This is a genomic window from Collimonas sp. OK607 (assembly GCF_900111995.1).
In the GTDB taxonomy this organism is placed as follows: domain Bacteria; phylum Pseudomonadota; class Gammaproteobacteria; order Burkholderiales; family Burkholderiaceae_D; genus Collimonas.
In genome coordinates, this window is sequence record NZ_FOKF01000010.1 from 78993 (window position 1) to 105029 (window position 26037).

Genomic DNA, 26037 nt, shown 5'->3' on the forward strand with positions numbered 1-26037 from the left:
ATTAGCCAACCTTTTTATTGATATGGGCAACCTGGACCGCCGAGCTCGAGGACATTACGCCGCTCAACAGAACCGAGTGCAGGTCAGCACTGAACGAACGGATTTCTTCCATGGCGCTCTTGTTGCGGCGAACCAGCCAGTTGTAACCCAACACAGCAGGCACAGCCACTGCCAGACCGATTGCAGTCATGATCAGCGCTTCACCGACCGGACCGGCAACTTTGTCGATCGAAGCCTGACCGGCGATACCGATCGCTGTCAGCGCGTGGTAAATACCCCAGACGGTACCGAACAGACCGACGAACGGTGCAGTCGAACCAACCGTTGCCAGGAAGGCCAGGCCATCTTGCAGGCGGCTTTGGACTTTTTCTACCGAACGCTGGATCGACATCGTCACCCAGGTGTTCAGGTCGATTTGTTCCAACAAGGCGCCATCGTGGTGATGCGTCGAGTTCACGCCGTTTTCAGCGATGAAGCGGTAAGCGCTGTTTGGCTTCAGGCCGGTAACGCCGGCTTCAACCGTAGCGGCTTTCCAGAAAGTCTTTTGTGCGTTTTTAGCCTGGCCCATCAATTTCACTTGCTCGATGAGCTTGGTGATGATGATGTACCAGCTACCCATCGACATCAGCACCAGGATGATCAGGGTGCCGCGGGCAACGAAGTCGCCGCCTTTCCACAGGGCGTCGAGGCCGTATGGGTTATCGACGGTTTCCTTGGCTGCAGGCAGCGGTGGTGGAGTCGGGGTATCGGCCAGCGATGCTGCTGCGGTTTCGGCAGCTTTAGGAGCATCGGCGGCAGCCGGTGCGGAAGCAGCAGTAGCAGATGCTGCAGCAGGAGTTTGGGCGATAGCGGCCAGCGGCGAGATCGTCATGGCAGAGATCATCAGGGCGGCAGCCAGGGCGGATAAGCGATTACGAGTGGTAGACATACTAATACTCCAAATTTTATAAATTAGATTGCTAGGATAACGGACAAGGTAGTGGTTCTACACTTTGATTATTCCAGCTTCCAGACATACTGCATTTTTGTCGTAGATTGAACAGCTTTACCGTCAGCCATTGCAGGAGTGAAATGGCACAAGCTCCACGCTTTGGTTGTGGCTCTGTCCAGATCTTTGAAACCGCTGCTCTTTTCAACAGTGGAATCGACCACATTACCGTCGGCGCCAATAGTCAGCTTGACAGTAACGGTACCCTCTTCTTCATTACGCAAAGAAGTTCTTGGATACTCCGGCTTGTCGCAATTGCCAGCAATTTTTGCACTGGTATGCGAAGGTCCTGCTTCGCCGGTAGCCGATGGCTGCGCTACAGAAGTAGGCAAGTCATTGGTCGGTGGTTTGACGTTGGTTACAGCTGCAATCACGTTCTCTTGTGGCGGCGGCGTTACTTTTACCTCTGGTGGAGGTACGAACGGTGGCGGTGGCGCAACCGATTTTGGCGGTGGCGGAACCGGCTTGTCCGGTGGTGGTGGCGGTGGCGGCGGCTTGATCTCCTCGATGATCTTGGTTTCGACCGGTTGCTGAATCACTTCGACAACTTTACGGGCTAGCCCTGTAATCAACGCATAAACTAGAGCTACATGCAGAAGAACAACCACGCTGATGCCAACTATATTCTTGGAAGGGTTTCTCCCATCCTGCGTGAAATCCATGCCTCTTTCCTCCGATACTACATTATTCAATTGCTAAAACCACATGCAATCTGATGAGTGAACAACTAACCAATCTACGGTAACGCAAAAATTGTACCAATCGACCCGCGCCCGCTATGCAAAACGATTCGATACAAGGTTAAATTATCAAACACCATTTTGTTATCAAGCCAACAAAAAAGTATCAGATCACTCTCCCCTAATTAGTGCGCGTCCGCAAATACTACATCAATGCCTAATAAAACAGCAGAATGATCGCTCTAAGTTTACGCATTCTGAAAAGCCAAAACCACCTGGAAAACTTCCCAGGTGGTCTGCTTACAAAAAGAACTTAAGTCAATCGCTTCTCGCTATCAGAAGAATTGATAGTTGGCACGAACGAAGAACGCACGGCCAACGATGTCGCCGTATCGTGGATCGTAGCCGATCTGGAAGTTATCGATCTGGTTACTGGCAGGCGGTTTCTTATTAAGAATATTCTTAATACCACCTGTCAGCGTCAGATTCTTGATACCAGTGTAGGTCAACGAAGTGTTGTAACGGGTATATGAACCAACGTTATGCGTATCGTAAGGAGCCGACACAGAGTTGTTTGCATCTACGTAACCAGTGCTGAAGGTTTGCTGGAACGTTGCGCTCCATGGACCATTCTTCCAGTTAACCGCTGCAGTATGGCGCCACCGGAAAACCACACCTGGTGTGGAGCCGACACCACCAGCATAAACAGCCAGATTGTTCAGGTAAGCTCCACCCTTTTCGCTCTGGTAGTCGTACTGCGTAACGTAAGTGCCGTCAATGGAGAATGCAAAGTCGCCAAAGCCGGTCTTAGGCAAACGCCATCCGAGACCCAAGTCGAAACCTTGGGTATGAACGTTACCCATGTTTTGGTTGGTTTGGACGATGTAGTCCAGCGAGCCATCTGGCTTGCGAACGTACAGATTTGCATACTTCGCAGGATCAGCAAAAATATCTGCTTCGGAAATCACGCCGATCTGGTTTTTGATCTTGATATTCCAGTAGTCGATCGAAACAGTTACGTCCTTGACAGGTTCGAAAACCGTACCCAGGGTGAACGAAGTCGATTTCTCTGGTTGCAGAGACTTGTTACCACCGGTTTGTGTGAAGAATTGCGTATTGCAATCGCGCACGTCAACGCCGCCTGGAGCTACATTACCGCCTGGGCACAGTTTCGGATCGTTATAGGAGCCGGAAGTGTAGGTGGTCGAGGCAGGCTGGTTCAGTTCGTACAAGCTTGGTGCCCGGAAGCCAGTGCTGTATGAACTGCGGATCATCAAGTTCTGGGCTGGCTGCCAACGCAGGCCGATCTTTGGATTGATGGTGCTGCCAACGTCGCTGTAGTCATCGTAACGCACGGCTAATTGCGCTTCCAGATCCTTGACGATCGGGATGCTCAACTCAGAAAATACGGCGCCAACATTACGCTTGCCCGATTGCGACTTGGAAGTCGACGAGCCTGTACTTTCGGACAGGTCGGCAACCGAGTGGATGATGTCGTATTCCGCTGTTTCATGACGGTATTCGCCGCCGATAGCAAAACCGAGAGGACCAGCCGGCAATTGCGCGATCTCACGGCTTGCAGTGAAATCGATCGACGAGATGGTGGTTTTAGCATCCAGGTATTTACCGGAGTTTTTAACCGCGTCGTACACGCCTGGATCAGATGCGCCGAATGGATTCAGAGTGCCGTTCAACAGCGCTGCTCTTACGGAATCATTGTTCAGATAGCCGCTTACCAGTGTTTCCTGCGCCTTGCTGACTGCATAGCTCAGGCCAGTCTTGTAATCCCAGCCCCACATCGTGCCGTCAAGAGCCAACAGCAAACGGTCTGCGGTGTTTTTAGCTTCGCTTACGCGGCCGCCAAATCCTGCAGAACGGAAGTTGACCGACAAAGGATCGCCGCTCAAACCAGCGACAGCAGGAGTAATGCCGTTGCCTGGGTAATACTTGCTGGAGCTAGGCAGCAGATAGTCGCTACCGTTACCGGCAAACACGTCGCCTGCGACGGTTTGCGTCACTTTACTTTCGGAATGCAGGTATTCAATCGATGCCTTGTTGTCGGCATTCAATTTCAACGTGCCCTTGCCGATCACGGCAAGTTCAGAAGTCTCAGGCACTACATCGATGGTTGAGGAATAGTCGTAGCGGCAAGAAGTGCCCTTGGCGTTTGGCTTCAGATGCGCTGCGTTACAGCCGGTTGCCAGCAAAGGATTGCCAGAGACGCCGTTACCAGTGTCGACAAAGTTGGCTGGGAAGGTATTACCGCTGGTTTGGCTCAAGCCCAGGCTTGGAACATAGCCGGTAATGCCGCGCTGTGAGGCAGTTATCTTGCTTTGTTTATGGTAGTCGACTACGCCAAAAACGTTGTAGCCGTCTTTATCCAGATCGCCGAAGCCGCCGGATACATTGATACGTCCTTCCTGACCGCCGCTTTGCGAAGGAATGATGCCTTCGCCGGAAACGTTCAGGCCGGTATACGATCTTTTGGTGATGAAGTTGATCACGCCGCCGATCGCGTCGGTACCGTAAATCGCAGAAGCACCGTCGCGCAGGATTTCAACGCGGTCCAGGGCTGCGATAGGGATGACGTTCAAATCGACAGTGGAGCCGTCAAATGCGCTATTGGCAAGACGGCGGCCATTCAGCAACACCAGGGTTTTGTTCGAGCCCAGACTACGCAAGTCGGCCGATGCACCAACGGTGCCGCCCTTACCAACGTTAGTTGAAGTCGTAAATTGCGATTGATTCGCAGAGATGGTACCTAACGCTTCCGAGGCAGTGGTGATACCTGCTTTGGCAAAATCGTCAGCCTTGATAATCGTGATAGGCGAAACACCTTCGTTCGCTACCCGTTTAATCGACGAACCAGTAACTTCGATCCGTTGCATTTGCGGAGCATCGTCCGTCTTCGTCTCCTGCGCCTGCACTGAATGGGCCAACAGTCCTAGCCCAACAGCTACGCCGCCTGAAAACATCAGTCGCAGCGAACGTGGCAATCCCCGTTCCTTCATCATAACCAAACTCCCTATGGGTAAAAGTTAGAGTTGAAATTTAAATTTTTGTAATAAAGCAAACACGATTTGTTAATCGCCTTCTGAGCGATGCGTCAAAAATCTTTGTACAACAACGACCAAAAAGCAGATTTTATTTCGCGTGTAAAACAGTACTGCACGGTTACTTTTCGGGTCCCAATTTGTGATTGTTTGCCAGAAACTTTCCCGTCGACACCTACAAGCAAAAAACATGCCACACAATGTAATGCAGCTAAAATAGTGTATCCTAAAAAAAATAAAAACAGCATTAAATTTGGGAACGCCTGCGATACTGTTGCTTATATACGCCAAATAACAAATACGCATACGGGTATAAGCAAAAACGAATAGGGCAGTTTAACGGCGTAAATAAGCCATTTCCGCTTGGCAAATAGAATATTTCGATACTTAAAAGACAAGGAAAAAGAATTTAGACCATGTGGAACTTAAGGCAACTCAAGCAATCGTGCATTGCACCAATAATGCTATTTGGCTGCATCGCAGGTGCAACATTTACGGTGCAAGCGGGCAATAATCCAGCAGATCCGTCCAAAGTGGTGCACGCAGCCTTCGAGGCAGCGGACGATGGCATTGATCCCGTTCGTACCGTCAACGCCTATACCAGCTGGCTATCTGAAGCGATTTTTGAGCGCCTCTTAACTTATGACTATCTGGCACGCCCTGCCAAGCTGATACCCGGGACGGCAGAGGCCATGCCAGAGGTGAGCGACGGCGGCAAAACCTATGTCTTCCATATCAAGAAGGGAATTTACTTTGCGCCAGACCCCGCCTTCAAAGGGACTCGCCGCGAACTGACTGCCCAAGACTACGCCTATACTTTCAAGCGTTTTCTCGACCCCAAGAACCGTTCGCCATCTGCCAACGTCTTGCAAGGAAAAATCGCCGGCATGGATGAGTTGATCGCCAAAGCGCAAAAAACCGGCCGTTTCGACTACGACGCGCCAGTAAGCGGCCTGCAAACCCCTGATCGCTACACGCTTCAGATCACACTTACTGCACCCGACTACAATTTCCTGTACATCATGGGATTCGTCGCCTTTGGCGCGCAAGCACGCGAAGTAGTCGACGCCTACGGCGACCAGACCGGGGCTCACCCGGTTGGCACCGGCCCTTATATGCTGCAGGAATACGTCCCCCGCAGCAAAATCGTGTTGGTCGCCAATCCTGATTACCGCGGCTACACCTGGGATTTCAAATCGACCGGCACCGCCTGGGACGACCAGCTGGTGAACGACATGAAGGGCAAGAAAATGCCGCAGGTTGGCCGTGTCGAGGTCAGCATCATCGAGGAAGAGCAATCACGCTGGCTGGCTTTTCAAGGCAAGCAAATCGATCTTGACTACCTGCCCCAGGCAGCAGCGCCAACGGTACTGGATGGGAAAAAGCTGAAACCATCCTTCGTTGATCAGGGCATCCGCCTGGACACCGTAGTCGAGCCAGGTGTGGTCTACACGTTTTTGAACTACAAGGACCCTGTCATCGGCGGCAGCAGCCTGGAGAAAAACGCCCTGCGACGTGCGATCGCAATGTCTTACAGCATCCAGGATGAAATATCCCAGGTCCGCCTCGGGCTGGCAGTAAAAGCAGAAATGGCGATCCCAGCCGGAGTCGTCGGCCACGATCCCAATTACCGTAACAGCATTGCCTACGATCCGGTGCTGGCAAACAAATTGCTTGATCACTTCGGCTACAAGCGTGGCGCCGACGGTTACCGCACCCTCCCCGACGGCAAGCCGCTGATTTTGAAAATAGCCACTGAAGCACAGGCAATCAATGTGGTTCTCTCGGAAATATGGAAGCGCGGACTCGACAAAATCGGTATTCGCGCCGATTTTCGGGTAAGCAATTTTGCCGACAATCTGAAGGCAGCGACGGAATGTAAATTAATGATGTGGAATGGTTCCTGGATTGCAGACTACCCGGAAGGCGATAATTTCATGCAGCTGCTATATGGCCCGAACGTAGGTCAAGGCAACAACGGCTGCTATAGCTCGCCGGCCTTCGATGCGCTCTACGTCAAGGCCAAGGCGTTGCCGCCGGGCCCGGAACGAAATCAGCTGTATATCGAGATGAGCCGCCAGATGGAAGCCGATACTGCCTGGGTGCTTAGTGTGTCGCGCCTGCGCAACTGGCTGATCCGACCATGGATCAAGGGCTTCAAGCGCAACCCTATCCTGCAGGCAGACTGGATGTATCTCGATGTTGAAAAACACTAAACGCTAATTTATCTGCTCATCTATCTTTTTGCGCGGGATTCTGTAGTATGCCGCCTTAACCTGGAATAAACGGCTGTCATCAGCCGCAAAATTACACTCAACAGGAGACAAACCACATGCTAGGTTTCACTTAGACAGAATAAGCGTATAGATTCGTATATTATTTATTTACCAAGTAAAAAAGGTTTTGATTGCGCGTTCACCTACCGGTGAATTAGCGCGATGTCATCGGAGATGACGCTATTTTGTGCCAAAGATAAGCAATCTTAAGTACATATAGAAAATAACCACTTGCTCAAAAGGCAAAAAGAAAATGCTTCGAAAAATGTCGAAATCAGTCAGATTCAAAAAGATCTTGCTAGCGCAAATGCTGGCCTTTACAGCCTTCGCGGGCAGCGCCGTCGGCGCCCATGCCGGGACCAATCCGGCCGACCCGTCGAAAGTTATACGGATGGGGTTCGAAGCTGCCGACGATGGCTTCGATATGATCCGCACCGCCAATTTTTACTCCGGCTGGGTAAGCGAGGTCATCTACGAAACCTTGCTTACCTATGACTATCTGGCGCGACCAGCCAAGTTGGTACCGGCTACAGCAGAATCGATGCCGGAAATCAGCGAGGATGGCAAGACCTACACCTTCCATATCAAAAAAGGCATTTATTTTTCTCCCGACCCCGCCTTCAAGGGCGTACGAAGAGAACTGACCGCCCAAGACTATATATACACAATCAAGCGCGTTCTCGATCCGCAAAGCCGCTCGGTACATGCGAGTTTCATTGCGGGCAAGATCGTAGGCCTTGACGACCTGGCTGCCCAGGCGCAAAAGAGCGGCCACTTCAACTACGATGCGCCAGTAGCAGGCTTACAGGCGCCAGACCGCTACACTTTGCGCGTCACACTGAATGCCAAGGACTACAACTTCCTTAACGTCATGGCGTATGCCGCCTTCGGCGCGGTAGCACAAGAAGTCATCAGCGCCTACGGTCAGCAAAGTGGACAGCATCCGGTCGGAACCGGTCCGTACATGCTGCAAACCTATGTCCCCCGCAGCAAAATCGTATTGGTCGCCAATCCCGAATATCGCGGCTTTACCTGGGACTTCAAACCCTCTTCCGACCCCATCGACAAACAAATCGTCAAAGACATGCAGGGCAAGAGAATGCCTCAGGTCGGCCGGGTTGAAATCAACATCATCGAAGAAGAACAATCACGCTGGCTGGCATTCCAGGGCAAGCAGATCGACTTCGACAAAATGCCGCAACTGGCTGCCCCTACAGTATTGGATGGCGAAAAGCTGAAGCCCGAGTACTCTGAACAAGGCATCCAGCTGCAACGTGTGCTTGATGCCGGCATCACCTACACCGTCATGAACTACAAGGATCCGACGATAGGCGGCAACAGCCTGGACAGGATTGCTCTGCGGCGCGCAATCGCCATGGCTTACGACAATAAGCAGGAAGTATCCATATTACGTAACGGCCAGGCCGCCAAACTGGAAATGTTCATCCCGCCAGGCGTCACCGGCTACGATCCAGCCTACCGCAATAGTATTGCCTACGATCCGGCGCTGGCAAACAAGTTGCTGGATCATTTCGGCTACAAACGTGGCGCCGATGGCTACCGCGCCATGCCGGACGGCAAACCGCTGCTATTGAAATTCACCCGTGAACAGGCCGTGTTCTACCAGGAAATGTCAGAACTGTGGAAGCGCGGTCTGGACAAGATTGGCATCCGCTCAGAATTCATCATCAATAATTTTGCCGACAACCTGAAAGCCGCAACCCAATGCAAACTCATGCTGTGGGGCGCCGCCTGGATGGCCGATTATCCGGAAGGGCAGAATTTCATGCAATTGCTGTACGGGTCCAACGTCGGTCAAGGTAATCACGGCTGCTATCAATCTCCAGCCTACGATGCCCTCTATGTCAAAGCCATGGCATTACCGCCCGGTCCCGAGCGCAATCAGCTTTACCTGGACATGAATCGACAGATCGAAGCAGACACAGCCGTGGTTGTGAATACCACCAGAATCCGCAGCTGGCTGGTACGACCATGGGTCAAGGGTTTCAAAAAACACCCGATCCTGCACGCTGAATGGCAGTACATCGATGTCGACAAACACTGATTCGCCCCCTATACGGAAATAGAACCCTGCTCCGGCAAGCGTGATCCGCCTGCCGCAGTTCCAATTTAGCTAGAGATATTTGAAGGAGACAAATGGTATGAACTCGCTTTGGTTACGCGGGATATTGGTTGCCTGTTTAGCGTGCGCGCTGCCGATGAAAGCATCGGTTGCAGCCGCAGCGCCAATTTCCCCGGCAGATCCCGACAAAGTACTGCGCTTTGTATTCGTGGCGCCTGAAACCGGTTTCGATCCGGCCGTTACGCGCGATTTGTATTCGCAGCTGGTCAATCAGTCGGTATTTGAAACACTGTTCGCCTATGAATACCTGGCGCGGCCGGCCAAGCTGATGCCATCCGCGGCCGCGGCGCTGCCGGAAGTCAGCGCCGATGGCATGACCTATACCATCCGCCTGAAAAAAGGCATTTATTTTGCCGATGATGCGGCGTTCAACGGCAAGAAGCGCGAGCTGACCATGGCCGATTTCGTCTATTCATGGAAACGCCTGTTCGATCCGCAACTGGCCTCGCCGCAAACCTGGCTGCTGGAAGGCAAAGTGGTCGGCCTCGACGAAGTGGCGGCGCAAGCCAAGAAAACCGGTCATTTCGATTACGACACCAACGTTCCCGGCTTCGAGCTGCTGGACCGCTATACCTTGCGGATCCACCTGAAACAACCTGACTTCAACCTCGGCATGATCCTGGCGCATCAACCAACCAGCGCCGTCGCCCGCGAAGTGATCGAAAAATATCGCGATGCGCAAGGCACCGTGATGGGACATCCGGTCGGCACCGGCCCCTACATATTGACCCAATGGATACGCGGCTCGCGCATGGTGCTGACTGCCAATCCGGATTACCGCGGCTATACATGGGATTTCCAACCCAGCACCGACCCGGGCGATGCCGCTATCGTCGCCAAGATGAAGGGCAAGCGCATGCCGCAAATCGGCCGCGTGGAAATCAGCGTCATGGTGGAAGATCAGTCGCGTTTGCTGGCGTTCGAAGGTGACGAAGTCGATATCACCGAATTGCAGGGTCCGCTGGCGCCGCAAGTCATGGCAGGCGGCAAACTGAAGCCGGAATTCGTTAAAAAAGGCGTGCAATTGTCGCGCATCGTCGACCCTGAAATCAGCTACTTCTACTGGAATATGCAAGATCCGGTACTAGGCGGCATGAGCAAGGAAAAAATCGCCCTGCGCCGTGCTATCGCCATGGCGCATAACGTGCGCGAAGAAATCAAGGTGGTCTGGAACGACGAAGCGATCCCGCTTGAATATCCGATTCCGCCAGGTGTCGTCGGCTACGATCCGGATTACAAAAGCAGCATCCAGTACGAACCGGAAGTCGCCAACGCCCTGCTCGACAAGTTCGGCTACAAGATCGGCAAGGATGGCTATCGTACCCTGCCGGACGGCAAGCCGCTGACAGTGCGCTATTCCGCCCGCGCCGACTCCAACGGCCAGCAGCAATCGGAAATGTGGAAGAAAACCTACGACACTATCCATATCCGCATGGTTGGGGATCTGAAAACTTTCCCCGATCTGCTCAAGGCAGAAAAAGAGTGCCAGCTGCAGACCCGTACTGCACCTTGGATTGCCGACTATCCGGACGGCGACAACTTCATGCAATTGTTCTACGGCCCGAACGTCGGCCAGAACAATAACGGCTGCTCCAAGATCCCCGAATACGATGTGCTCTACGCTGCCTCGCAGAAATTGCCAGCCGGGCCGGAACGCGACCTGCTGTATCACAAGATGGCGCGCATCCTGGAAGTGGATGCGCCGGCGCGTATCGGTTATGCCCGCTATCGCAACATGATCGCGCAACCGCGTGTGATCGGTTACAAGAAGCATCCGGTCATGCCTACCGAATGGATGTATTTCGATATCGAAAAACGTAAATAAAAACACTACGGAGCGGAATCGCCCAGCGCCTTCCGCTCCCCGGGTTTCCCGGTCCCTACTAACCATCAACTATTACTAAGCCCTATTTGAGGAAATGCATGAAACCATCATCATTTTTCTTGCCGGTCACAACAGCGTTATTCACGCTGATGCTGAACCAGGCAGCCGCCCAAGATACGCAACGCCCGCTGATTCCCTTGTTGAAAGCTGACGACGTTCCAACTCTTTGCAAGGACACTCTGACCAGCCTGCGCAAGCGCGTATCCATGTTAGAGAAATTACCGGCGGCCCATGCCAGAGACAGCAAGAAAGTGCTGACCGAATGGAACGATCTGCAGATCGCCCTGGAAGACCTGCAAGGTCCGGTCGATATCCTCAACAATGTTTCACCGGACGCAAAAGTACGCAGCACCACCGAAGCCTGCCTGATTGAAACCAACAAATTCGCTACCGATCTGCTGCAAAGCGAAAAACTGTACGCCCGCTTCAAAGCCATCCAGCCTAGCGACCCGATAGAGAAGAAATTGCGTCAGGACGTCCTGTACAGCTTCGATGACACCGGTGTCTCGCTGCCCCCGGAAAAGCGGGCCAGGATGAAAGAGATCCTCGACAAGCTGGGTGAGCTGAGCCAGGAATTCGCGCGTAATATTCGCGACAATAATCAGAAGCTGACATTCACTCCGGCAGAACTGCAAGGCATGCCGGCAGCCTATCTGGCCCGCGCCAAGCGCGATGACAAAGGCAATTACCTGCTCGGCTTCGAATACCCGGACTACAAACCGTTCATGGAGTCGGCGGATAACAGCGATGCACGCCGCCGCTATCAGATCGCGTTCACCAATCACGGTACGCCAAAGAATCTGGAGATCCTGAAAGAAGCCATGGACCTGCGCCATGAAATGGCGGCATTGTTCGGCCTGCCAAGCTATGCCGACCTGGTAACCCGTCGCCGCATGGTGAAAAATCCGCAAACCGTCGACAAATTCCTAACTGAAGTGAAAACCGCAGTTACCCAGCTGGAAATCAAGGAAATCGAAGAACTGCGCGTATTCAAATCGGAAACCCTGAAAACGCCACTGGCCGATACCAAGCTGGAACGCTGGGATGCCGAGTACTGGCAGCAGAAGATCAAACAGGCGCGTTACAACGTCGACCAGGAAGCCCTGCGCAAGTACTTCCCTACCGATGCCGCAGTGCCATGGATCCTGCATGTTTCCAGCACGCTGTATGGCGTCGAATTCAAACGGGTGGAAGTACCGGTCTGGGATCCTGAAGTCCAGTACTACGACGTTATCGACAGCACAAGCAAAAAACGTATCGCCGGCATCTATCTGGATCTGTTCCCGCGCGAAGGCAAGTACGGCCATGCCGCCGCCTGGGGTACCCGAGGCGTCAGCACACTGGCCCGCCGCACGCCGATTTCAACGCTGGTGACCAACTTCGATCGCAACGGTTTGAACAGTGACGAACTGGAAACCCTGGTGCATGAATTCGGCCACGTCTTGCATGGCGTGCTGTCGAACACCAAGTATGTCGCCCAGGCCGGCACCAACGTCGAGCTCGATTTTGTCGAAGCACCATCGCAGATGTATGAAGAGTGGGCGCGCCGTAAAGAGTCGCTGACGCTGCTGGCCGGTTTCTGCAAGACTGCTTGCCCAACCATCGACGACGCTTTGCTGCAACGCCTGACAGCGGCCCATAACTATGGCCGCGGCATACGCTATGCACGCCAGTTGCTGTACGCGAGCTATGACATGACCATCCATAACGACAAGGCCGGTCAGGAACAACCGCTGGCAGTCTGGCAACAAATGGAAGGCGCCACACCACTGGGTTACGTGCCCGGCACCGAATTCCCGGGCCAGTTCGGCCATTTGATGGGCGGCTATGCAGCCGGTTATTATGGTTACATGTGGTCGGAAGTTCTGGCGCTGGACATGCTGTCGCGTTATAACGGCAAATTGATGAACCCGGAGGTCGGCCATCTGTATCGCCAGGACATCCTGTCGCGCGGCGCTGAAAAGCCAGCCGGCGAGATGGTCAGTGCCTTCCTCGGCCGCGAGCCTGACAGCAAGGCATTCTTTGCCGAAATTTCGGGCCAACGCCTGCATTGAGCCAGATTAAGGAACCATCATGACCGCTTATATCCTGCGACGCCTCTGGCAAATGCTGCCGACCATGCTCGGCGTCATCGTACTTGTATTTTTCCTGTTCAACTGGGTCGGTGGCGACCCGGCCTATATCCTGGCCGGGAAGATGTCGAATCCGCAACAGATCGCCAACATCCGTACCCAGCTCGGCATCGACCAGCCGTACTACATCCAGCTCTGGATCTTCATCAAGCAAATCGTTACCTTCAACTTCGGCACCAGCTGGAGTACCGGTGAATCGGTGGCCAACGTCATCCTGACCCGCCTCGGGCCATCCATGACCGTGCTGATTCCACTGACCATACTGGAAACCCTGATCGCCGTAGCGCTGGCGCTGGCCGTGGCTTTTGTGCGTGGCTCCAAGACCGACCGCGCGGTGATGGTGGCTTGTACCGTCGGCATGTCGATCAGTATCCTGGTCTACATCATCCTGTTCCAATACTGGTTCGCCTACAAACTGAGCCTGTTCCCGGTGCAAGGCTGGGGTAACAATATTTGGGAAAACCTGTTCCACTACTCGGCCCTGCCGATCCTGATCATGCTGGCGGTGAGTATCGCCCCCAGCCTGCGCCTGTACCGCACCTTCGTGCTGGATGAAGTCAACCAGGACTATGTCCGCACCGCGCGCGCCAAGGGTGTCAAGGAACGCCGCATCCTGTGGGTGCACGTGTTGCGCAACGCCGCGATTCCTATCATCACCAACGTCATGTCGAACCTGCCGGCGCTGTTGATCGGCGCATTCCTGATCGAGCGCTTCTTCTCGATTCCAGGCATCGGCCGTGAAGTCATCCTGGCGGTTGAGCGTAGCGATTTCCCGGTGATCAAGGCGATCACGATTTATGTCGCCGCCGCCACCATGATATTCAACCTGTTGACTGACTTGCTGTACCAAGCCGTCGACCCACGCGTTCAACTGAAGTAGGAGCCGCCATGACTCAAAGTATCCACCAGGCCCCTACCCAAGCGGCGCCTGCAGCAACCACCGTAACCCTGGCTACCGGTCCCGGCGCCACGCATTCTCCTGGCCTTTGGGCCCTGGCCTGGCGCCGCCTGCGCGCCGATCACGTCGCCATGCTCGCACTTGCCGTGGTCGGCCTGTACCTGGTCATGCTGGCGCTCTCGGCCAGCGGCATGATCGCCAGCGACTGGTCGAAGGAAGTCGGCGTCAACTACGCGCCGCCTACCTTCATGGGCGCGCAAACCGAAGCCGAACGCGGCTTCAGCGACAACGATGCCGTAGTTGAAGCGCCACCGCCGGAAAATCCGGTCGATCCGCTGCGCGACATCCTGCGCGATTTGCGCAAGAGCGGCACGGCGGCAGCTACGCCGCCGGTAGTTGCCAACGACTATGGCATAGTCGATCCTCTAGCGGCAGAGATGGCTGAAATCCGCGCCGACCTGGCTAAAAAGGGTGGCAGCGAGACGCTGATCCGCAAACCGACGCTGCCGTTCGGCGCCGACAAATGGGGTCACGACATCATCAAGAAAACCATCAAGGGTGCTGAAACCTCGATCATCGTCGGTCTGGTTGCTGCGCTGCTGGCGGTTGCCCTGGGCACCATCTTCGGTGCGGTCTCCGGCTACTTCGGCGGCTGGGTCGATGATGCCTTCAACTGGTTCTACAGCATCTTCACTTCCATCCCTTACCTGTTGCTGATCCTGGCGGTCGCCGCGGTACTCCAGCAAAAGGGCGTAACGGCGATCGTGCTGATTCTCGGCCTTACCGGCTGGACCGGCACCTACCGCCTGATCCGCGCCGAATACATGAAGCACAAAACCCGTGAATACGTGATGGCGGCAGATGCTATCGGCGCCAGCCACTGGAGCAAGATGTTCGGCCATATCTTCCCTAACGTCAGCCACGTGTCGCTGGTGCAACTGTCGATCTCGGTAGTCGGCTTCATCAAGTCGGAAGTGATCTTGAGCTTCCTCGGTTTCGGCGTGCCGGTCGGCGTCGTATCCTGGGGCAGCATGCTGAACGAAGCACAAAACGAATTAATTCTGGGTAAGTGGTGGCAGCTGGCAGCTGCAAGTATCGCCATGGCGATCCTGGTAACGGCGTTCTCGCTGTTCACCGATGCGCTGCGCGACGCCCTTGATCCGAAGCTGAAATAGGAGACATCATGGATTCGACTAACCACAACCATCCAGCGAACAACGGCGAACAACCGTTGTTGCGCGTACGCGATCTGCGCGTCAGTTTTCGCACCGATAAAAAAACCATGGTGGAAACCGTCAAAGGGATTTCCTTTGATATTCCACGCAACACCACTGTCGCCCTGGTCGGCGAATCAGGCAGCGGCAAATCGGTCAGTTCGCTGGCCGTGATGGGCTTGCTGCCCAAGGAAAATTCCAGTATTGCCGCCACCAGCGTGATCGAGTTTGAAGGCCGTAACCTGCTGACCATGTCGCCTGACGAACGACGCGACATGTGCGGCAAGGAAATCTCCATGATTTTCCAAGAGCCGATGACATCGCTCAACCCGGTATTCACCGTCGGCTTCCAGATCGGCGAAGTACTGCAGCTGCACATGGGCATGAACGCCAAGCAGGCCCGCGCACGCGCAATTGCATTGCTGGAGGAAGTCGGGATTCCATCGCCGGCAACCAAGGTCGATGCCTACCCGAGTCAGATGTCAGGCGGCCAGCAACAGCGCGTGATGATTGCCATGGCGATCGCCTGCGAACCGAAATTGCTGATTGCCGATGAACCGACTACCGCGCTCGACGTCACGATCCAGAAACAGATCATCGACCTGATCGAAGCCTTACGCAAACGTCACAAGATGTCGGTATTGTTCATCACCCATGACCTGGCGCTGGTCGGCGAAATCGCTGACCAGGTGATCGTCATGCGCCACGGTGAAGTACGCGAAAACGGCGACGTCCGGCAAATCTTTGAAGCGCCGCAAGACCCGTACACCAAAGCCTTGCTGATGTGCCGCCCTTCACTCGATACCCGCCCCTGGCGCTTGCCGGTCATTAGCGACTACATGAACGGCCACAACGGCGCAGACCTGGATTTACGGGAACGCACCCGCGGTTGCAGCGGACAGGAAGACATCTTGCTGGACGTACGCAATCTGGGCAAGAGCTTCTATTTCCGCGAAGGCTTGTTTGGCCGCAAGGAATTCAAAGCGGTGCAAGATGTGTCGTTCAAGCTGGCGCGTGGCAAGACCTTGGGTGTGGTGGGTGAATCCGGCTCCGGCAAGACCACCGTCGGCCTGACTCTGATGCGCCTGCATCAGGCCACTGCCGGACAGGCGCTGTTCGAAGGCAAGGACATCATCGGCATGTCCAACCGTGATTTCATGTCTTACAAACGGCGCATCCAGATCATTTTCCAGAACCCCTACGCTTCGCTCAACCCGCGCTTCACCATCGGCCAGATCCTGCTGGAGCCGATGCGCATCCACCAGATCGGCAGCGACGACAACGAGCGCACCGAGATGGCCATGCAACTGCTGCAAAAAGTGGGACTGCCACAGCAGGCCTACCACCGCTATCCGCATGAATTCTCTGGCGGCCAGCGGCAGCGGATTGCGATTGCCCGCTGCCTGACCTTGCGCCCTGAAATCCTGGTGTGCGATGAATCGGTGTCGGCATTGGACGTGTCCGTGCAGGCGCAGGTCTTGAACCTGCTGCAAGACTTGCAGGAAGAGTTCGGCATGAGCTACATCTTCATCTCGCATGATCTGTCGGTAGTCAAATACCTGGCCGATCAGGTGATGGTGATGCATCAGGGTAAAGTGGTGGAACTGGCCAATTCGGACGAGCTGTATCACAACCCGACGCATGCCTACACGCGCCAGTTGCTGAGTGCGATTCCACGCGGTTTGCAGAACTAAAAGCCGGCGAACACTGCGGACAACTGCCTGCAGTGTTCGCAATTTAGCGATGGAGCACACAACGGAGTACAGCGAGCGCCGCAAGCGCGACCTGTACTCCGTTCTCGTTTACGTCATGTAGCGAGTCTTTACCAAAGGCGACGCTCAGACAAACAGCATCAACGCTCTTGCTTGCTATCGACCTTGCGCACCACCGTATCTGCCGGCCCCAGCAGTTGCCCCTCGCGCGAACGCAGCTCGATTTTCTGCACGGGCTTGCCGCTGGCGCTTTCTAGCATCCGGGAAAAGGCCTCGCCTTTACTGAACAGGTATTTTTCACCCCACTGCCGCAAGCCAACCACAACGGTAAACAAACCCTCGCCTTTGGCGCTAAGCAGATATTCCTGGTAAGCGGTGCCGTCAGAGGCTGGGGCAACTTCAAGAATGCCTTCCGCGACCAGAGTCTGCAAACGGTCGGCCAGGATATTGCGCGCCACCCCCAGGCTCTTCTGGAACTCACCGAAACGACGCATGCCGTCGAATGCATCGCGGATGATCAGCAGCGACCAGCGATCGCCGATGACATCCAGCGAACGGGCTACCGGACAGCTATCGCTTTTCAAACTCTTTCTCTTGGCCATGCTCTTCCTTAATCAGGCTATTCCATGCATTCTAGTTGCATTTTAAAACCAGAAAACCTAAAATTCAATTGGTTTTAATTTGAAACCAGTTTTAAAAAGGAACTACTTCATGGCAAATCATCAACATTGCCGAATTTCGTGCCCGCAGGCCGGACCAGAATTCAATATGGCGGAAAGCCAGGTTATCGACCAATCAGCGACTATCTCGCCGTTTCTCAGCAAGGGACTAGTGCTGTTGTTCGCAGTCGCCTGCGCCTTGAGTGTGGCCAACGTCTACTATGCGCAACCGCTGTTGGATGCTTTGGCTGCGGACTTCGGTTTTAGCCAGGCGTCGATCGGCATCGTCATCACAGCTACCCAGATTGGCTGTGCGCTAGCCTTGTTGTTCGTGGTGCCCTTAGGCGACCTGATGAATCGGCGACTCCTGACCATGGCGCAATTGTGCTTGCTGTGCGCTGCATTAATTGCAGTTGGCATGGCATCGTCTCCGGCAGTTCTGCTGCTTGGCATGCTGAGCGTGGGCCTGCTCGGCACAGCCATGACACAGGGCTTGATTGCCTATGCTGCTAGTGCCGCCGCACCCGCCGAACGCGGCCGCGTGGTCGGCGTGGCGCAAGGCGGCGTGGTAATCGGGCTGCTGCTGGCGCGTACCATGGCGGGATGGGTGGCGGATCTGTCCGGCTGGCGCGCTGTCTATTTCGTATCAGCTGCGATGGCGCTGCTGATGCTGGTTGTTTTGTCGCGCATGCTGCCGGCACAAGCGCAGCAGACCGAGCGCATCTCATATTTGAAACTGTCGGGTTCGATGTTCACCATGCTGGCAAACGAACGGATGCTGCAAATCCGAGGAGTGATTGCAATGCTGATGTTTGCCGCTTTCAGCATCTTCTGGACTGCGTTGGTGCTGCCCTTGAGCGCTCCGCCCTACTCCTTCTCGCATACCCTGATCGGCTCGTTCGGACTGGTTGGCGTACTCGGCGCACTAGCCGCAGCCCGCGCCGGCCACTGGGCCGATCATGGCCATGGCCAACGCACCACCGGTGTGGCGCTGATGCTACTGCTGCTGTCGTGGCTGGCGCTGGCGATAATGCCGTACAGTTTGTGGGCGCTGGTGCTTGGCATCGTATTGCTGGATCTGGGCGGGCAAGCGATACACGTCACCAACCAGAGCATGATTTTCAAAACCCAGGCTGCAGCGCACAGCCGATTGGTCGCTTGCTATATGATTTTTTATACGGTTGGCAGTGGCCTGGGTGCAATCGCTTCGACAGCTCTCTATGCCGCCGCCGGATGGAGCGGTGTTTGCCTGCTCGGCGCCGGAGTCAGCTTGCTGGCGTTGGTATTCTGGGGACTAAGTTTACGCCATATGCCGCAGGCGCCTGTCGACGAATCAGAAAGCAGTAGCGCATAGGAATGCCACGGACTAATATTGCAGTCGGAACAAAGATCGGATATAGGATCAGGCATGACATCGCAAGAAAACCAAGCCGTCTATGCCCGGCGCATGCACCGGGTGCTTGAATATATCGACCTGCATCTCGACCAGGTGCTTGAGCTGAATACCCTGGCGGAAGTCGCCCATTTTTCTGCGTTTCATTTTCACCGTCTGTTCTCGGCCTGGATGGGCGAAACTTTTGGCGATTATCTGCGCCGGCGTCGGCTGGAAATCGCGGCGTTGCGGCTGGTCACCCAGCCCGCAATACCAGTGCTGGAGATCGCCCTGTCGGTAGGCTTCGGCTCGGCCGAAGCGTTTGCGCGCGCCTTCAAGACCAGGTTCGGCTGCACCGCCACCGAGTGGCGCCAAGGGCAGGCGGATCGCTGGGCTTCCCGGCTTGAAGCAAGTAATAACAAGCCATCAGGCCAAGACAGCAAGCCTGGTCAGTTGCATGGCAAGCAGGATCAGGAAACCGACCAGCGTCTCGAGCATCATGGAAACTCCCGACCAGCCACCAAGGAGATTCCCATGAAAGTCAAAGTCATCGAGCGGCAGCCAGCCAAAATCGCCTACCTGCGCTACATCGGCCTATACGGCCCGCCCATCTCCGAATTCTGGATCGACACCGTCAGCCCCTGGATGGAAACCAACAATCTGTTCGGCCGTCCGCGCTACGGCATCAGCCACAACGATCCAGCCATCACCAGTTCAGAACAATGCCGCTACGATGCGGGCGTTGAAGTGCCATCGGATTTTGTCGCCAGCGGCCAGTCATTTATCACCACCGTCCCCGGCGGCAGTTATGCGGTGACCCGCTACGTTGGCAACGGTCGCGATATCGGCGACTCCTGGACCCGCCTGCTACGCGACTGGCTGCCAGCCAGCGGCATGCAGCTCGATGCCCGGCCATTCTTCGAGTACTACCCGACAGACGCCGCCTGCGATCCGCAAACCGGCACATTCGAGTGCGATCTTTGTATCCCGGTGGTGCCGCTTTAAAAGATGGCGATTGGGGCGGATTGCGTCATGCAGCAGCAATTCGCCGGATGGTTTCCTGCACCGCCTGTAGCAGCAACTCCTCCAGACGATTCACCGCCGGCCCCGCCGTCGTTTGCGCACGATACAAAGACAAGCCGATCAGCGGCAGCGCCGGCAAGCCGGTCTCTTGCGGATTGATGATACGCAAGCTGGCCGGCAAGCCGATCGGCGTGCGCACAGTCAAGCCGAGTCCCGCTGCCGAGGCCGCCCACAATGCTGACAGGCTAGCGCTGGTGAAGGCGTGACGCCAGGCGATTCCGGCAGAGTCCAGCGCACTTTCAGCGAGATCCCGCAGCAAGCAAGGCGCATCCAGCAAAACCAGTGACAACGGCGAAGCGGCCGGCCCGGCTGCATCCTGCGCCGGGCCGATCCAGCATAGAGGCAGATCGGCGACTCTCTCGCCATTCAATGCCGGTGTGCCGCCTTCCCATATCAACGCCAGATCGATGCGTCCCAACGTCGCGCGCTCGCGCAACTCCGTGCTGCGCGCGACACAAACTTCGACCCGTACTTTCGGATGCGCCCGCATGAAACGGCCAAGCACATCCGACAACAGCGCTTCGCCGAAGTCTTCCTGCAAACCCAGCTTCACCTCCCCTTCCAGCTCGACGCCACGCACCGCGCTGGCGGTTTCATCGTTGAGGTCGAGCAAGCGGCGCGCGTAACCCAGCAACGTCTGGCCAGCCTCGGTCAGCGCCAGGCCGCGCCCGGCTTTACGAAAAATCGGCGCACCGGCCTGCTCTTCGAGTTTTTTTAGCTGTGCGCTCACAGCTGACGTGGATCGGCCCAGGCGATCGGCGGCCTTGGCGTAACTGCCGAGGTCGATGCCGGTGGTAAAGGTGCGCAATACGTCGATGTCAAAGCTGATTTGTCGCATGACAACCATCCTGTTTTTCAAAACAATCAATTCGAAACTATCTGATATTCAAAAGTATCACGCAAAGCGATACTCACTGCAAGGGCTTAAAACAAGGCTTGCGATTGCAGCTCTTGTTGGTTCGCCAGCCATATCGTCATAGGGGAATTTGAATGTCTCAATCTGCTGCTTTTACCGATAACCGTCGCCACCGCTGGAAAGTCCTGGGCGTTGGCGTAGCGGCCAACGCCAGTTTTTCGGCAGCTTTCAGTGGCATTCCGACAACCGCGCTCTTGATACGCTCTGGTTATCATCTGGGCAACGCCGAACTCGGCCTGGTGCTGGGCCTGATGGGTCTCGGCATCGCGATAAGCGAATTGCCATGGGGCCTGCTGACCGATCGCTGGGGCGACCGTCCAGTATTGTTGTCCGGCCTCGCCACCACTGCCGTCGCACTGGCGCTGATGGCCATGTTCGTGGCACCGACTCCCGGCTACGTGCCTGGCCTGCCGCTGCTCGGCGCCGGTTTGTTGCTGGTCGGCCTGCTTGGCGGCAGCGTCAACGGCTCCAGCGGCCGCGCGGTGATGACCTGGTTCGGTGAAGGTGAACGCGGAATGGCGATGAGCATACGTCAAACAGCAGTGCCTCTGGGCGGCGCTACCGGCGCGCTGATCTTGCCATCGCTGGCGACCCATTTCGGCTTTGCCTCAGAGTACGGCGTACTCGCCTTGTTCTGCGGCGTGACGCTGTTTTTCACCTGGCTCTGGCTATATGAACCCGCCGCAACCGCTTCAGATAAAGCGCAGGTCAGCCACACCACATTGTCACCATCGCCTTCACCACTAAAGGATCGCCAGTTGTGGCGCATCGTCGCCGCGATCGGCATCCTGTGCGCGCCGCAGTTTGCAATACTGTCCTTCGGCACGGTGTTCCTGCACGATTTCAGCCATGCCGGCATCGCTGCCATCACGGCCTCCATGGCCGCACTGCAATGTGGCGCCATGGTCATGCGCGTATGGAGCGGCCGCTGGACCGACCGCAATCGCAACCGACGCGAATTCCTGCGTTTCTGCACCATCGCCAGCGCGATTGCCTTTGCCGTACTGGCCGCACTGGTGACGCTGGCCGGTCAGTTGCCGGCAATCAGCCCGGCCATGGCAGCACTGCTGATCGTCATGCTGGTGCTGACCGGTATCAGCGTCTCGGCCTGGCACGGAGTCGCCTATACCGAACTGGCGACGATCGCCGGTGCGCACAACGCCGGTACCGCCCTCGGCATGGCGAATACCAGTGTGTTCGTGATGTGCTTCCTGACACCGCTGGCGATTCCGCACATCCTCACACGCGGCAACTGGGCGGCCGTGTGGCTGGTGGGAAGTGTTTGTGCGGTGATTGCGTTGCAGTTTTTTCCCAAGCCTGTGCGAGTGGCGATTGTGTGCACGCGAGAAGCCTTTTAGCCGCCTCGTAGGGTGGGCACTTATGCCCACGCGTTACCGCGTTATCCGGAGCGCTGGCTCACGCGACACAAAAGTAGACATCTACGCGAAGTGAGTTCACGCGTGGGCACGATGTGCCCACCCTACGACACTGGTTCAAGTACCGGAGCAATGCAATGCGCACTCAACGCAGCGAACATCGAACGCGCCGTTATTTCACATATTCGTATAAGGGTTTGTCTTTATCAACGACATGAACGGTAAAGAGTTTGAGCGACTTGTTTCCGACAACCTTGAAACCGCCATGAGGGACATCCCGAAGATTCATAATAGGTGTTCCGGTTTCCAGCATCACAGGTTCCTTTCCGGGGGATTGAATCATTGCCCCCTGAAGAACGTAACCCGATTCGACGCCATGATGCGAATGTCTCGCAGATTCGGCACCAGGCTTGATTTCGATAATGGAGCTGATTACCTCCATGCCAGGCGCGCCGGTCAGATCCGTTCGCTTCAGTTCTGTTCGCGTTGTTGAGTCTTGGGCATACACATCCGCGCCAAACTGTACCGCGAGCAGGCTAGCCGCAAGTACCAATGCCTGTCGAATTGCACTCATCATATATCTCCTCTGTGGATGGGTCATCGATTATCTCGAGCATCGGGCTTCTGTGTCGCACCTGCCCCTACTCTGCTGCACCGGCTTGCTTTACTTTCGCGCAATCGTCGAAAAGACGGCTCGCCTGGAGCGCTTGCTTTGCTAGTTATGACAAGGTAGGTGATTGCGTCCGCAAGTCAAGGATCAGGATCATTTTGTCACCATGAGCTCGGCCAGCAACGCTTGCATGCTCCGCCAGTGCGTCCCTTCCCAAAACACACGTTGGCAGAGATCGCAGGTACTGAATCGCTCGAAATGCGCGCGTACCTTCGGCGGCAAGCGTTCTTCCACCAATGTTTTATCGATGCTCCGTAAAGGCGCATTGCACTGCAAGCATAACGTGAAGGGCCGTGCGCTGCGTGCCAGGTCCAGGCGGTCGAAGATTTCCTTCAACTGCTGTGTCGACTTGAGTGCATGCACATAGCAGCCATGCGTGATGATGCGGCGCTTGAGGAGCTCACGGTCGCGGGTGAGCACGATCCGCGCCTCCTTTTCCGCGATGGAGGCGATCGCGCTGTCGACGAAATTATTGTCGTAGAGCGTGTCGAAGCCAGCCATCCGCAGCAGATGAGCCAGGCCACCCAGATGCGCGTCGGCGATGAAGCGGTTCGTGCGCAGCGGATGGTCGCGCACGCGCAATAATGGGATGATATCGAGTGTCTCGAACTTGGGGTAAACGGAAACGCGGTCGCCGTCCCGCAGCAGCCGGTCGAAACCGACAGTCTCGCCATTGACCAGCACCAGTTCGACCTCGGTGTGCGGCACCCCAAGCACCTCGATCATGTGCTTGGTAGTAGCCGTACGCGCGCACACTGCATCGAACGCACGCTTGCGCCGTTCGCCGGGCAGGAACGTATTTAATTCCTCGTAGAAACGAAATGTTGCGGTAACCATGTTGCGCTGCCATTCATACCCACGATCATAAATGAATTCGCAGACAAGTCACGGCGGCGTACATATTACCAACGGCGTTCAGGAGGTGTAGCATAGGTGTTACACGATCAAATTCGCTTTGTGGCTGTATCAAATTCAACGAATCCTTTTTACCACGAGGCGCTCCATATGAGGAGCGCGAATTGAGAAAGGAGAAGTGCGATGAAACATGCCATCACTTTCGCTGCTATCAGTATCCTGTCGCTCGTCGTAACAACTGGAGCCGCCGCGGCAAGCGGCCCTGGCAGAGCCGTCCCGCACGCTGGTACGACATCTGCAGCGACGACGAGCGCTGCAAAGCCGGTTTCCACAGGGACCAGGCAGACGGGACAACCTAATCAATCATGCGGCAGCGCTGCAGCCCCCAATACCCCAGGCAACGCAGCGACGGCGCCGGGGTCTGCTTTCAACCCTGACGGGCAGGCTGGAACGGTTTACGCCGGGCAACAACCGCAGAATTCGCGTAATACCACAAGTGTCTCGCAGTACGACGTCGCGTGCTCTAAACAACCCTCGAGATAAGTTTAATGCCGAGACGGGAAGAGCCTGCGCCTGGCGCGGGCTCTTTGATTATCAGGCTTCGCTTGGAAAATCGAGGTGAGTGCTTGAATTTATTCAATATTTCAATAATAATTGAAATATTGAATAATAAGGGCCACCCATGGAAACCAAAAACATGATCACCGCGCTTGCCGCACTAGCGCAAGAATCCCGCCTGGCGGTTTTCCGTCTGCTGGTCCAGGTCGGCCCCGACGGTATGGCGGCCAGCAAAATCGCCGAGCAGCTATCCATCTCCCCCTCGTCCCTGTCCTTCCATCTGAAAGAGCTTTCGCATGCGCAATTGGTGAGCTCTCGCCATGAAGGACGCTTCGTCATTTACTCGGCCAATTTCGACACCATGAATGGCCTGATCGGCTTCCTGACTGAAAACTGCTGCGGCGGCAATGCCGTCTGTGCACCAGCCGCGGTTTGCTGCCCTCAGACAGCTTGAAATCAACACAGAGAATTTACCCATGTCAGCCCAAACCAAAGTCATCGGCCAGCGCGCCGAAACTGTCTCACTAAGCATCTTTGAACGCTACCTGACGATCTGGGTAGCCTTGTGCATCGTGGTCGGCGTATTGCTGGGGCAAGCATTTCCACATGCCGTAAAAGCAATCGGCAGCCTGGAGATCGCCAAGGTGAATCTGCCGGTTGGCTTGCTGATCTGGGTCATGATCATTCCGATGCTGCTCAAGATCGACTTCGCGGCGTGGCGCCAGGTGAAGGGGCATGCGCGCGGCATCGGCGTTACCTTGTTCATCAACTGGGCGGTCAAGCCATTCTCGATGGCCCTGCTCGGCTGGCTATTCATACGCCACTGGTTCGCGCCTTATCTGCCGGCCGCGCAACTCGATTCCTACGTGGCCGGACTGATCCTGCTGGCCGCTGCGCCGTGCACCGCAATGGTTTTCGTGTGGAGCCGGCTGACCGGCGGCGATCCTTATTTCACCCTGTCGCAAGTGGCCATCAACGACCTGATCATGATCTTCGCTTTCGCGCCGCTGGTGGCGCTGCTGCTGGGCGTATCGAGCATCGTGGTGCCGTGGGCGACGCTGCTGACTTCGGTGGTGTTGTATATCGTGGTTCCCGTCATTATCGCCCAGCTATGGCGTAAAGCATTGCTGCGCCGGGGCCAGGCGGCATTTGACGCCGCGATGCACAGCATCCAGCCGTGGTCCATCGCGGCGCTGCTGCTGACTTTGATTTTGTTGTTTGCGTTCCAGGGCGACGCCATCGTCGAGCAGCCATTGATCATCGCCCTGCTGGCGGTTCCGATCCTGATACAAGTGTTCTTCAACTCGGCGCTGGCTTACTGGCTCAACAGAGTGGCTGGTGAAAAACATTCGATCGCCGGTCCATCGGCATTGATAGGCGCATCCAATTTTTTCGAGTTGGCGGTGGCAGCAGCGATCAGTTTGTTCGGCTTCAAATCCGGCGCCGCACTGGCCACTGTGGTTGGCGTGCTGATCGAAGTTCCGGCCATGTTGCTGGTGGTCGGCATCGTGAACCGCAGCCGCGGTTGGTACGAAGCCAAGCACTGACAACCACTTCCCTGATTACA

19 protein-coding genes are annotated in these 26037 nt (G+C 55.6%); 12 read left to right on the forward strand and 7 right to left on the reverse strand.

Translation table 11 applies throughout. From position 1 onward, the window contains the following. Position 1: 1 nt before the first annotated feature. The 3 genes from BM029_RS09430 to BM029_RS09440 form a co-directional block, all read right to left on the reverse strand. On the reverse strand, positions 2–928 hold the full coding sequence (locus tag BM029_RS09430; RefSeq protein ID WP_092435120.1) for a MotA/TolQ/ExbB proton channel family protein: 927 nt from the start codon (positions 926–928) through the stop codon (positions 2–4). A 68-nt stretch (positions 929–996) separates the two neighbouring features. Then, positions 997–1650 (reverse strand): energy transducer TonB, encoded by a 654-nt coding sequence (locus BM029_RS09435; RefSeq protein ID WP_092416488.1) that lies wholly within the window; start codon positions 1648–1650, stop codon positions 997–999. Positions 1651–2003: 353 nt separating this feature from the next. Further along, positions 2004–4682, reverse strand: coding sequence for a TonB-dependent receptor (locus tag BM029_RS09440; protein WP_092435123.1), 2679 nt, complete (start codon positions 4680–4682; stop codon positions 2004–2006). Between the two features lie 500 nt (positions 4683–5182). On the opposite strand from BM029_RS09440, the gene BM029_RS09445 reads away from it, so the two are divergent. From BM029_RS09445 to BM029_RS09475, 7 genes are all read left to right on the forward strand, one after another. Continuing rightward, a complete protein-coding gene (locus BM029_RS09445) occupies positions 5183–6937 on the forward strand; it encodes an ABC transporter substrate-binding protein (protein WP_244544981.1) in 1755 nt (584 codons plus the stop codon). A gap of 325 nt (positions 6938–7262) precedes the next feature. Then, a complete protein-coding gene (locus BM029_RS09450; protein WP_244544982.1) occupies positions 7263–9062 on the forward strand; it encodes an ABC transporter substrate-binding protein in 1800 nt (599 codons plus the stop codon). A 97-nt stretch (positions 9063–9159) separates the two neighbouring features. Next, positions 9160–10965: an ABC transporter substrate-binding protein gene (locus BM029_RS09455; protein WP_092435132.1), complete on the forward strand. Its 1806-nt coding sequence runs from the start codon at positions 9160–9162 to the stop codon at positions 10963–10965. 98 nt (positions 10966–11063) lie between these two features. Then, complete coding sequence (locus BM029_RS09460; RefSeq protein ID WP_170851033.1) at positions 11064–13079, forward strand: M3 family metallopeptidase; 2016 nt, start codon at positions 11064–11066, stop codon at positions 13077–13079. Positions 13080–13098: 19 nt separating this feature from the next. Continuing rightward, positions 13099–14037, forward strand: a complete 939-nt coding sequence (locus tag BM029_RS09465; protein WP_092416482.1) for an ABC transporter permease — start codon at positions 13099–13101, stop codon at positions 14035–14037. A gap of 8 nt (positions 14038–14045) precedes the next feature. After that, positions 14046–15230: an ABC transporter permease gene (locus tag BM029_RS09470; RefSeq protein WP_092435137.1), complete on the forward strand. Its 1185-nt coding sequence runs from the start codon at positions 14046–14048 to the stop codon at positions 15228–15230. Between the two features lie 8 nt (positions 15231–15238). Beyond that, positions 15239–16963 carry an ABC transporter ATP-binding protein gene (locus tag BM029_RS09475; RefSeq protein ID WP_092435140.1) on the forward strand — a complete coding sequence of 575 codons (1725 nt, stop codon included), beginning with the start codon at positions 15239–15241 and terminating at the stop codon, positions 16961–16963. A gap of 158 nt (positions 16964–17121) precedes the next feature. On the opposite strand, the gene BM029_RS09480 is transcribed toward BM029_RS09475, so the two are convergent. Further along, positions 17122–17583: a winged helix-turn-helix transcriptional regulator gene (locus tag BM029_RS09480; RefSeq protein WP_092435143.1), complete on the reverse strand. Its 462-nt coding sequence runs from the start codon at positions 17581–17583 to the stop codon at positions 17122–17124. Between the two features lie 166 nt (positions 17584–17749). Here BM029_RS09480 and BM029_RS09485 point away from each other — a divergent pair, with 166 nt between their 5' ends. Together BM029_RS09485 and BM029_RS09490 are read left to right on the forward strand one after the other, a co-directional pair. Next, positions 17750–18994 (forward strand): MFS transporter, encoded by a 1245-nt coding sequence (locus BM029_RS09485; protein WP_092435265.1) that lies wholly within the window; start codon positions 17750–17752, stop codon positions 18992–18994. A gap of 54 nt (positions 18995–19048) precedes the next feature. After that, positions 19049–20017, forward strand: a complete 969-nt coding sequence (locus BM029_RS09490) for an AraC family transcriptional regulator (RefSeq protein WP_092435147.1) — start codon at positions 19049–19051, stop codon at positions 20015–20017. 25 nt (positions 20018–20042) lie between these two features. On the opposite strand, the gene BM029_RS09495 is transcribed toward BM029_RS09490, so the two are convergent. After that, complete coding sequence (locus tag BM029_RS09495) at positions 20043–20933, reverse strand: LysR substrate-binding domain-containing protein (RefSeq protein WP_092435268.1); 891 nt, start codon at positions 20931–20933, stop codon at positions 20043–20045. Positions 20934–21085: 152 nt separating this feature from the next. On the opposite strand from BM029_RS09495, the gene BM029_RS09500 reads away from it, so the two are divergent. Next, a complete protein-coding gene (locus tag BM029_RS09500; protein ID WP_092435150.1) occupies positions 21086–22369 on the forward strand; it encodes an MFS transporter in 1284 nt (427 codons plus the stop codon). 190 nt (positions 22370–22559) lie between these two features. On the opposite strand, the gene BM029_RS09505 is transcribed toward BM029_RS09500, so the two are convergent. Together BM029_RS09505 and BM029_RS09510 are read right to left on the reverse strand one after the other, a co-directional pair. Then, positions 22560–22964, reverse strand: coding sequence for a cupin domain-containing protein (locus tag BM029_RS09505; protein ID WP_244544983.1), 405 nt, complete (start codon positions 22962–22964; stop codon positions 22560–22562). Between the two features lie 186 nt (positions 22965–23150). After that, the gene (locus BM029_RS09510; RefSeq protein WP_092435155.1) at positions 23151–23894 is read right to left on the reverse strand and encodes a Mut7-C RNAse domain-containing protein; all 744 of its coding nucleotides are present in this window, start codon (positions 23892–23894) and stop codon (positions 23151–23153) included. Positions 23895–24594: 700 nt separating this feature from the next. On the opposite strand from BM029_RS09510, the gene BM029_RS09515 reads away from it, so the two are divergent. Continuing rightward, a complete protein-coding gene (locus BM029_RS09515) occupies positions 24595–24924 on the forward strand; it encodes an ArsR/SmtB family transcription factor (protein WP_092435158.1) in 330 nt (109 codons plus the stop codon). A 22-nt stretch (positions 24925–24946) separates the two neighbouring features. Then, positions 24947–26017 (forward strand): ACR3 family arsenite efflux transporter, encoded by a 1071-nt coding sequence (arsB, locus tag BM029_RS09520; protein ID WP_092435160.1) that lies wholly within the window; start codon positions 24947–24949, stop codon positions 26015–26017. The last annotated feature ends 20 nt before the right edge of the window (positions 26018–26037 follow it).

What these genes read in the sequence shown, in the direction of transcription:
- BM029_RS09455 (WP_092435132.1), top strand. Translation starts at nt 9,160, where the DNA reads ATGAACTCGCTTTGGTTACGCGGGATATTGGTTGCCTGTTTAGCGTGC.
- BM029_RS09445 (WP_244544981.1), top strand. Translation starts at nt 5,183, where the DNA reads ATGCTATTTGGCTGCATCGCAGGTGCAACATTTACGGTGCAAGCGGGC.
- BM029_RS09430 (WP_092435120.1), bottom strand. Translation starts at nt 928, where the DNA reads ATGTCTACCACTCGTAATCGCTTATCCGCCCTGGCTGCCGCCCTGATG.
- BM029_RS09495 (WP_092435268.1), bottom strand. Translation starts at nt 20,933, where the DNA reads ATGCGACAAATCAGCTTTGACATCGACGTATTGCGCACCTTTACCACC.
- BM029_RS09435 (WP_092416488.1), bottom strand. Translation starts at nt 1,650, where the DNA reads ATGGATTTCACGCAGGATGGGAGAAACCCTTCCAAGAATATAGTTGGC.
- BM029_RS09490 (WP_092435147.1), top strand. Translation starts at nt 19,049, where the DNA reads ATGACATCGCAAGAAAACCAAGCCGTCTATGCCCGGCGCATGCACCGG.
- BM029_RS09515 (WP_092435158.1), top strand. Translation starts at nt 24,595, where the DNA reads ATGGAAACCAAAAACATGATCACCGCGCTTGCCGCACTAGCGCAAGAA.
- BM029_RS09475 (WP_092435140.1), top strand. Translation starts at nt 15,239, where the DNA reads ATGGATTCGACTAACCACAACCATCCAGCGAACAACGGCGAACAACCG.
- BM029_RS09450 (WP_244544982.1), top strand. Translation starts at nt 7,263, where the DNA reads ATGTCGAAATCAGTCAGATTCAAAAAGATCTTGCTAGCGCAAATGCTG.
- BM029_RS09510 (WP_092435155.1), bottom strand. Translation starts at nt 23,894, where the DNA reads ATGGTTACCGCAACATTTCGTTTCTACGAGGAATTAAATACGTTCCTG.
- BM029_RS09505 (WP_244544983.1), bottom strand. Translation starts at nt 22,964, where the DNA reads ATGATGAGTGCAATTCGACAGGCATTGGTACTTGCGGCTAGCCTGCTC.
- BM029_RS09460 (WP_170851033.1), top strand. Translation starts at nt 11,064, where the DNA reads ATGAAACCATCATCATTTTTCTTGCCGGTCACAACAGCGTTATTCACG.
- BM029_RS09485 (WP_092435265.1), top strand. Translation starts at nt 17,750, where the DNA reads ATGGCGGAAAGCCAGGTTATCGACCAATCAGCGACTATCTCGCCGTTT.
- BM029_RS09465 (WP_092416482.1), top strand. Translation starts at nt 13,099, where the DNA reads ATGACCGCTTATATCCTGCGACGCCTCTGGCAAATGCTGCCGACCATG.
- BM029_RS09480 (WP_092435143.1), bottom strand. Translation starts at nt 17,583, where the DNA reads ATGGCCAAGAGAAAGAGTTTGAAAAGCGATAGCTGTCCGGTAGCCCGT.
- BM029_RS09440 (WP_092435123.1), bottom strand. Translation starts at nt 4,682, where the DNA reads ATGATGAAGGAACGGGGATTGCCACGTTCGCTGCGACTGATGTTTTCA.
- arsB (WP_092435160.1), top strand. Translation starts at nt 24,947, where the DNA reads ATGTCAGCCCAAACCAAAGTCATCGGCCAGCGCGCCGAAACTGTCTCA.
- BM029_RS09500 (WP_092435150.1), top strand. Translation starts at nt 21,086, where the DNA reads ATGTCTCAATCTGCTGCTTTTACCGATAACCGTCGCCACCGCTGGAAA.
- BM029_RS09470 (WP_092435137.1), top strand. Translation starts at nt 14,046, where the DNA reads ATGACTCAAAGTATCCACCAGGCCCCTACCCAAGCGGCGCCTGCAGCA.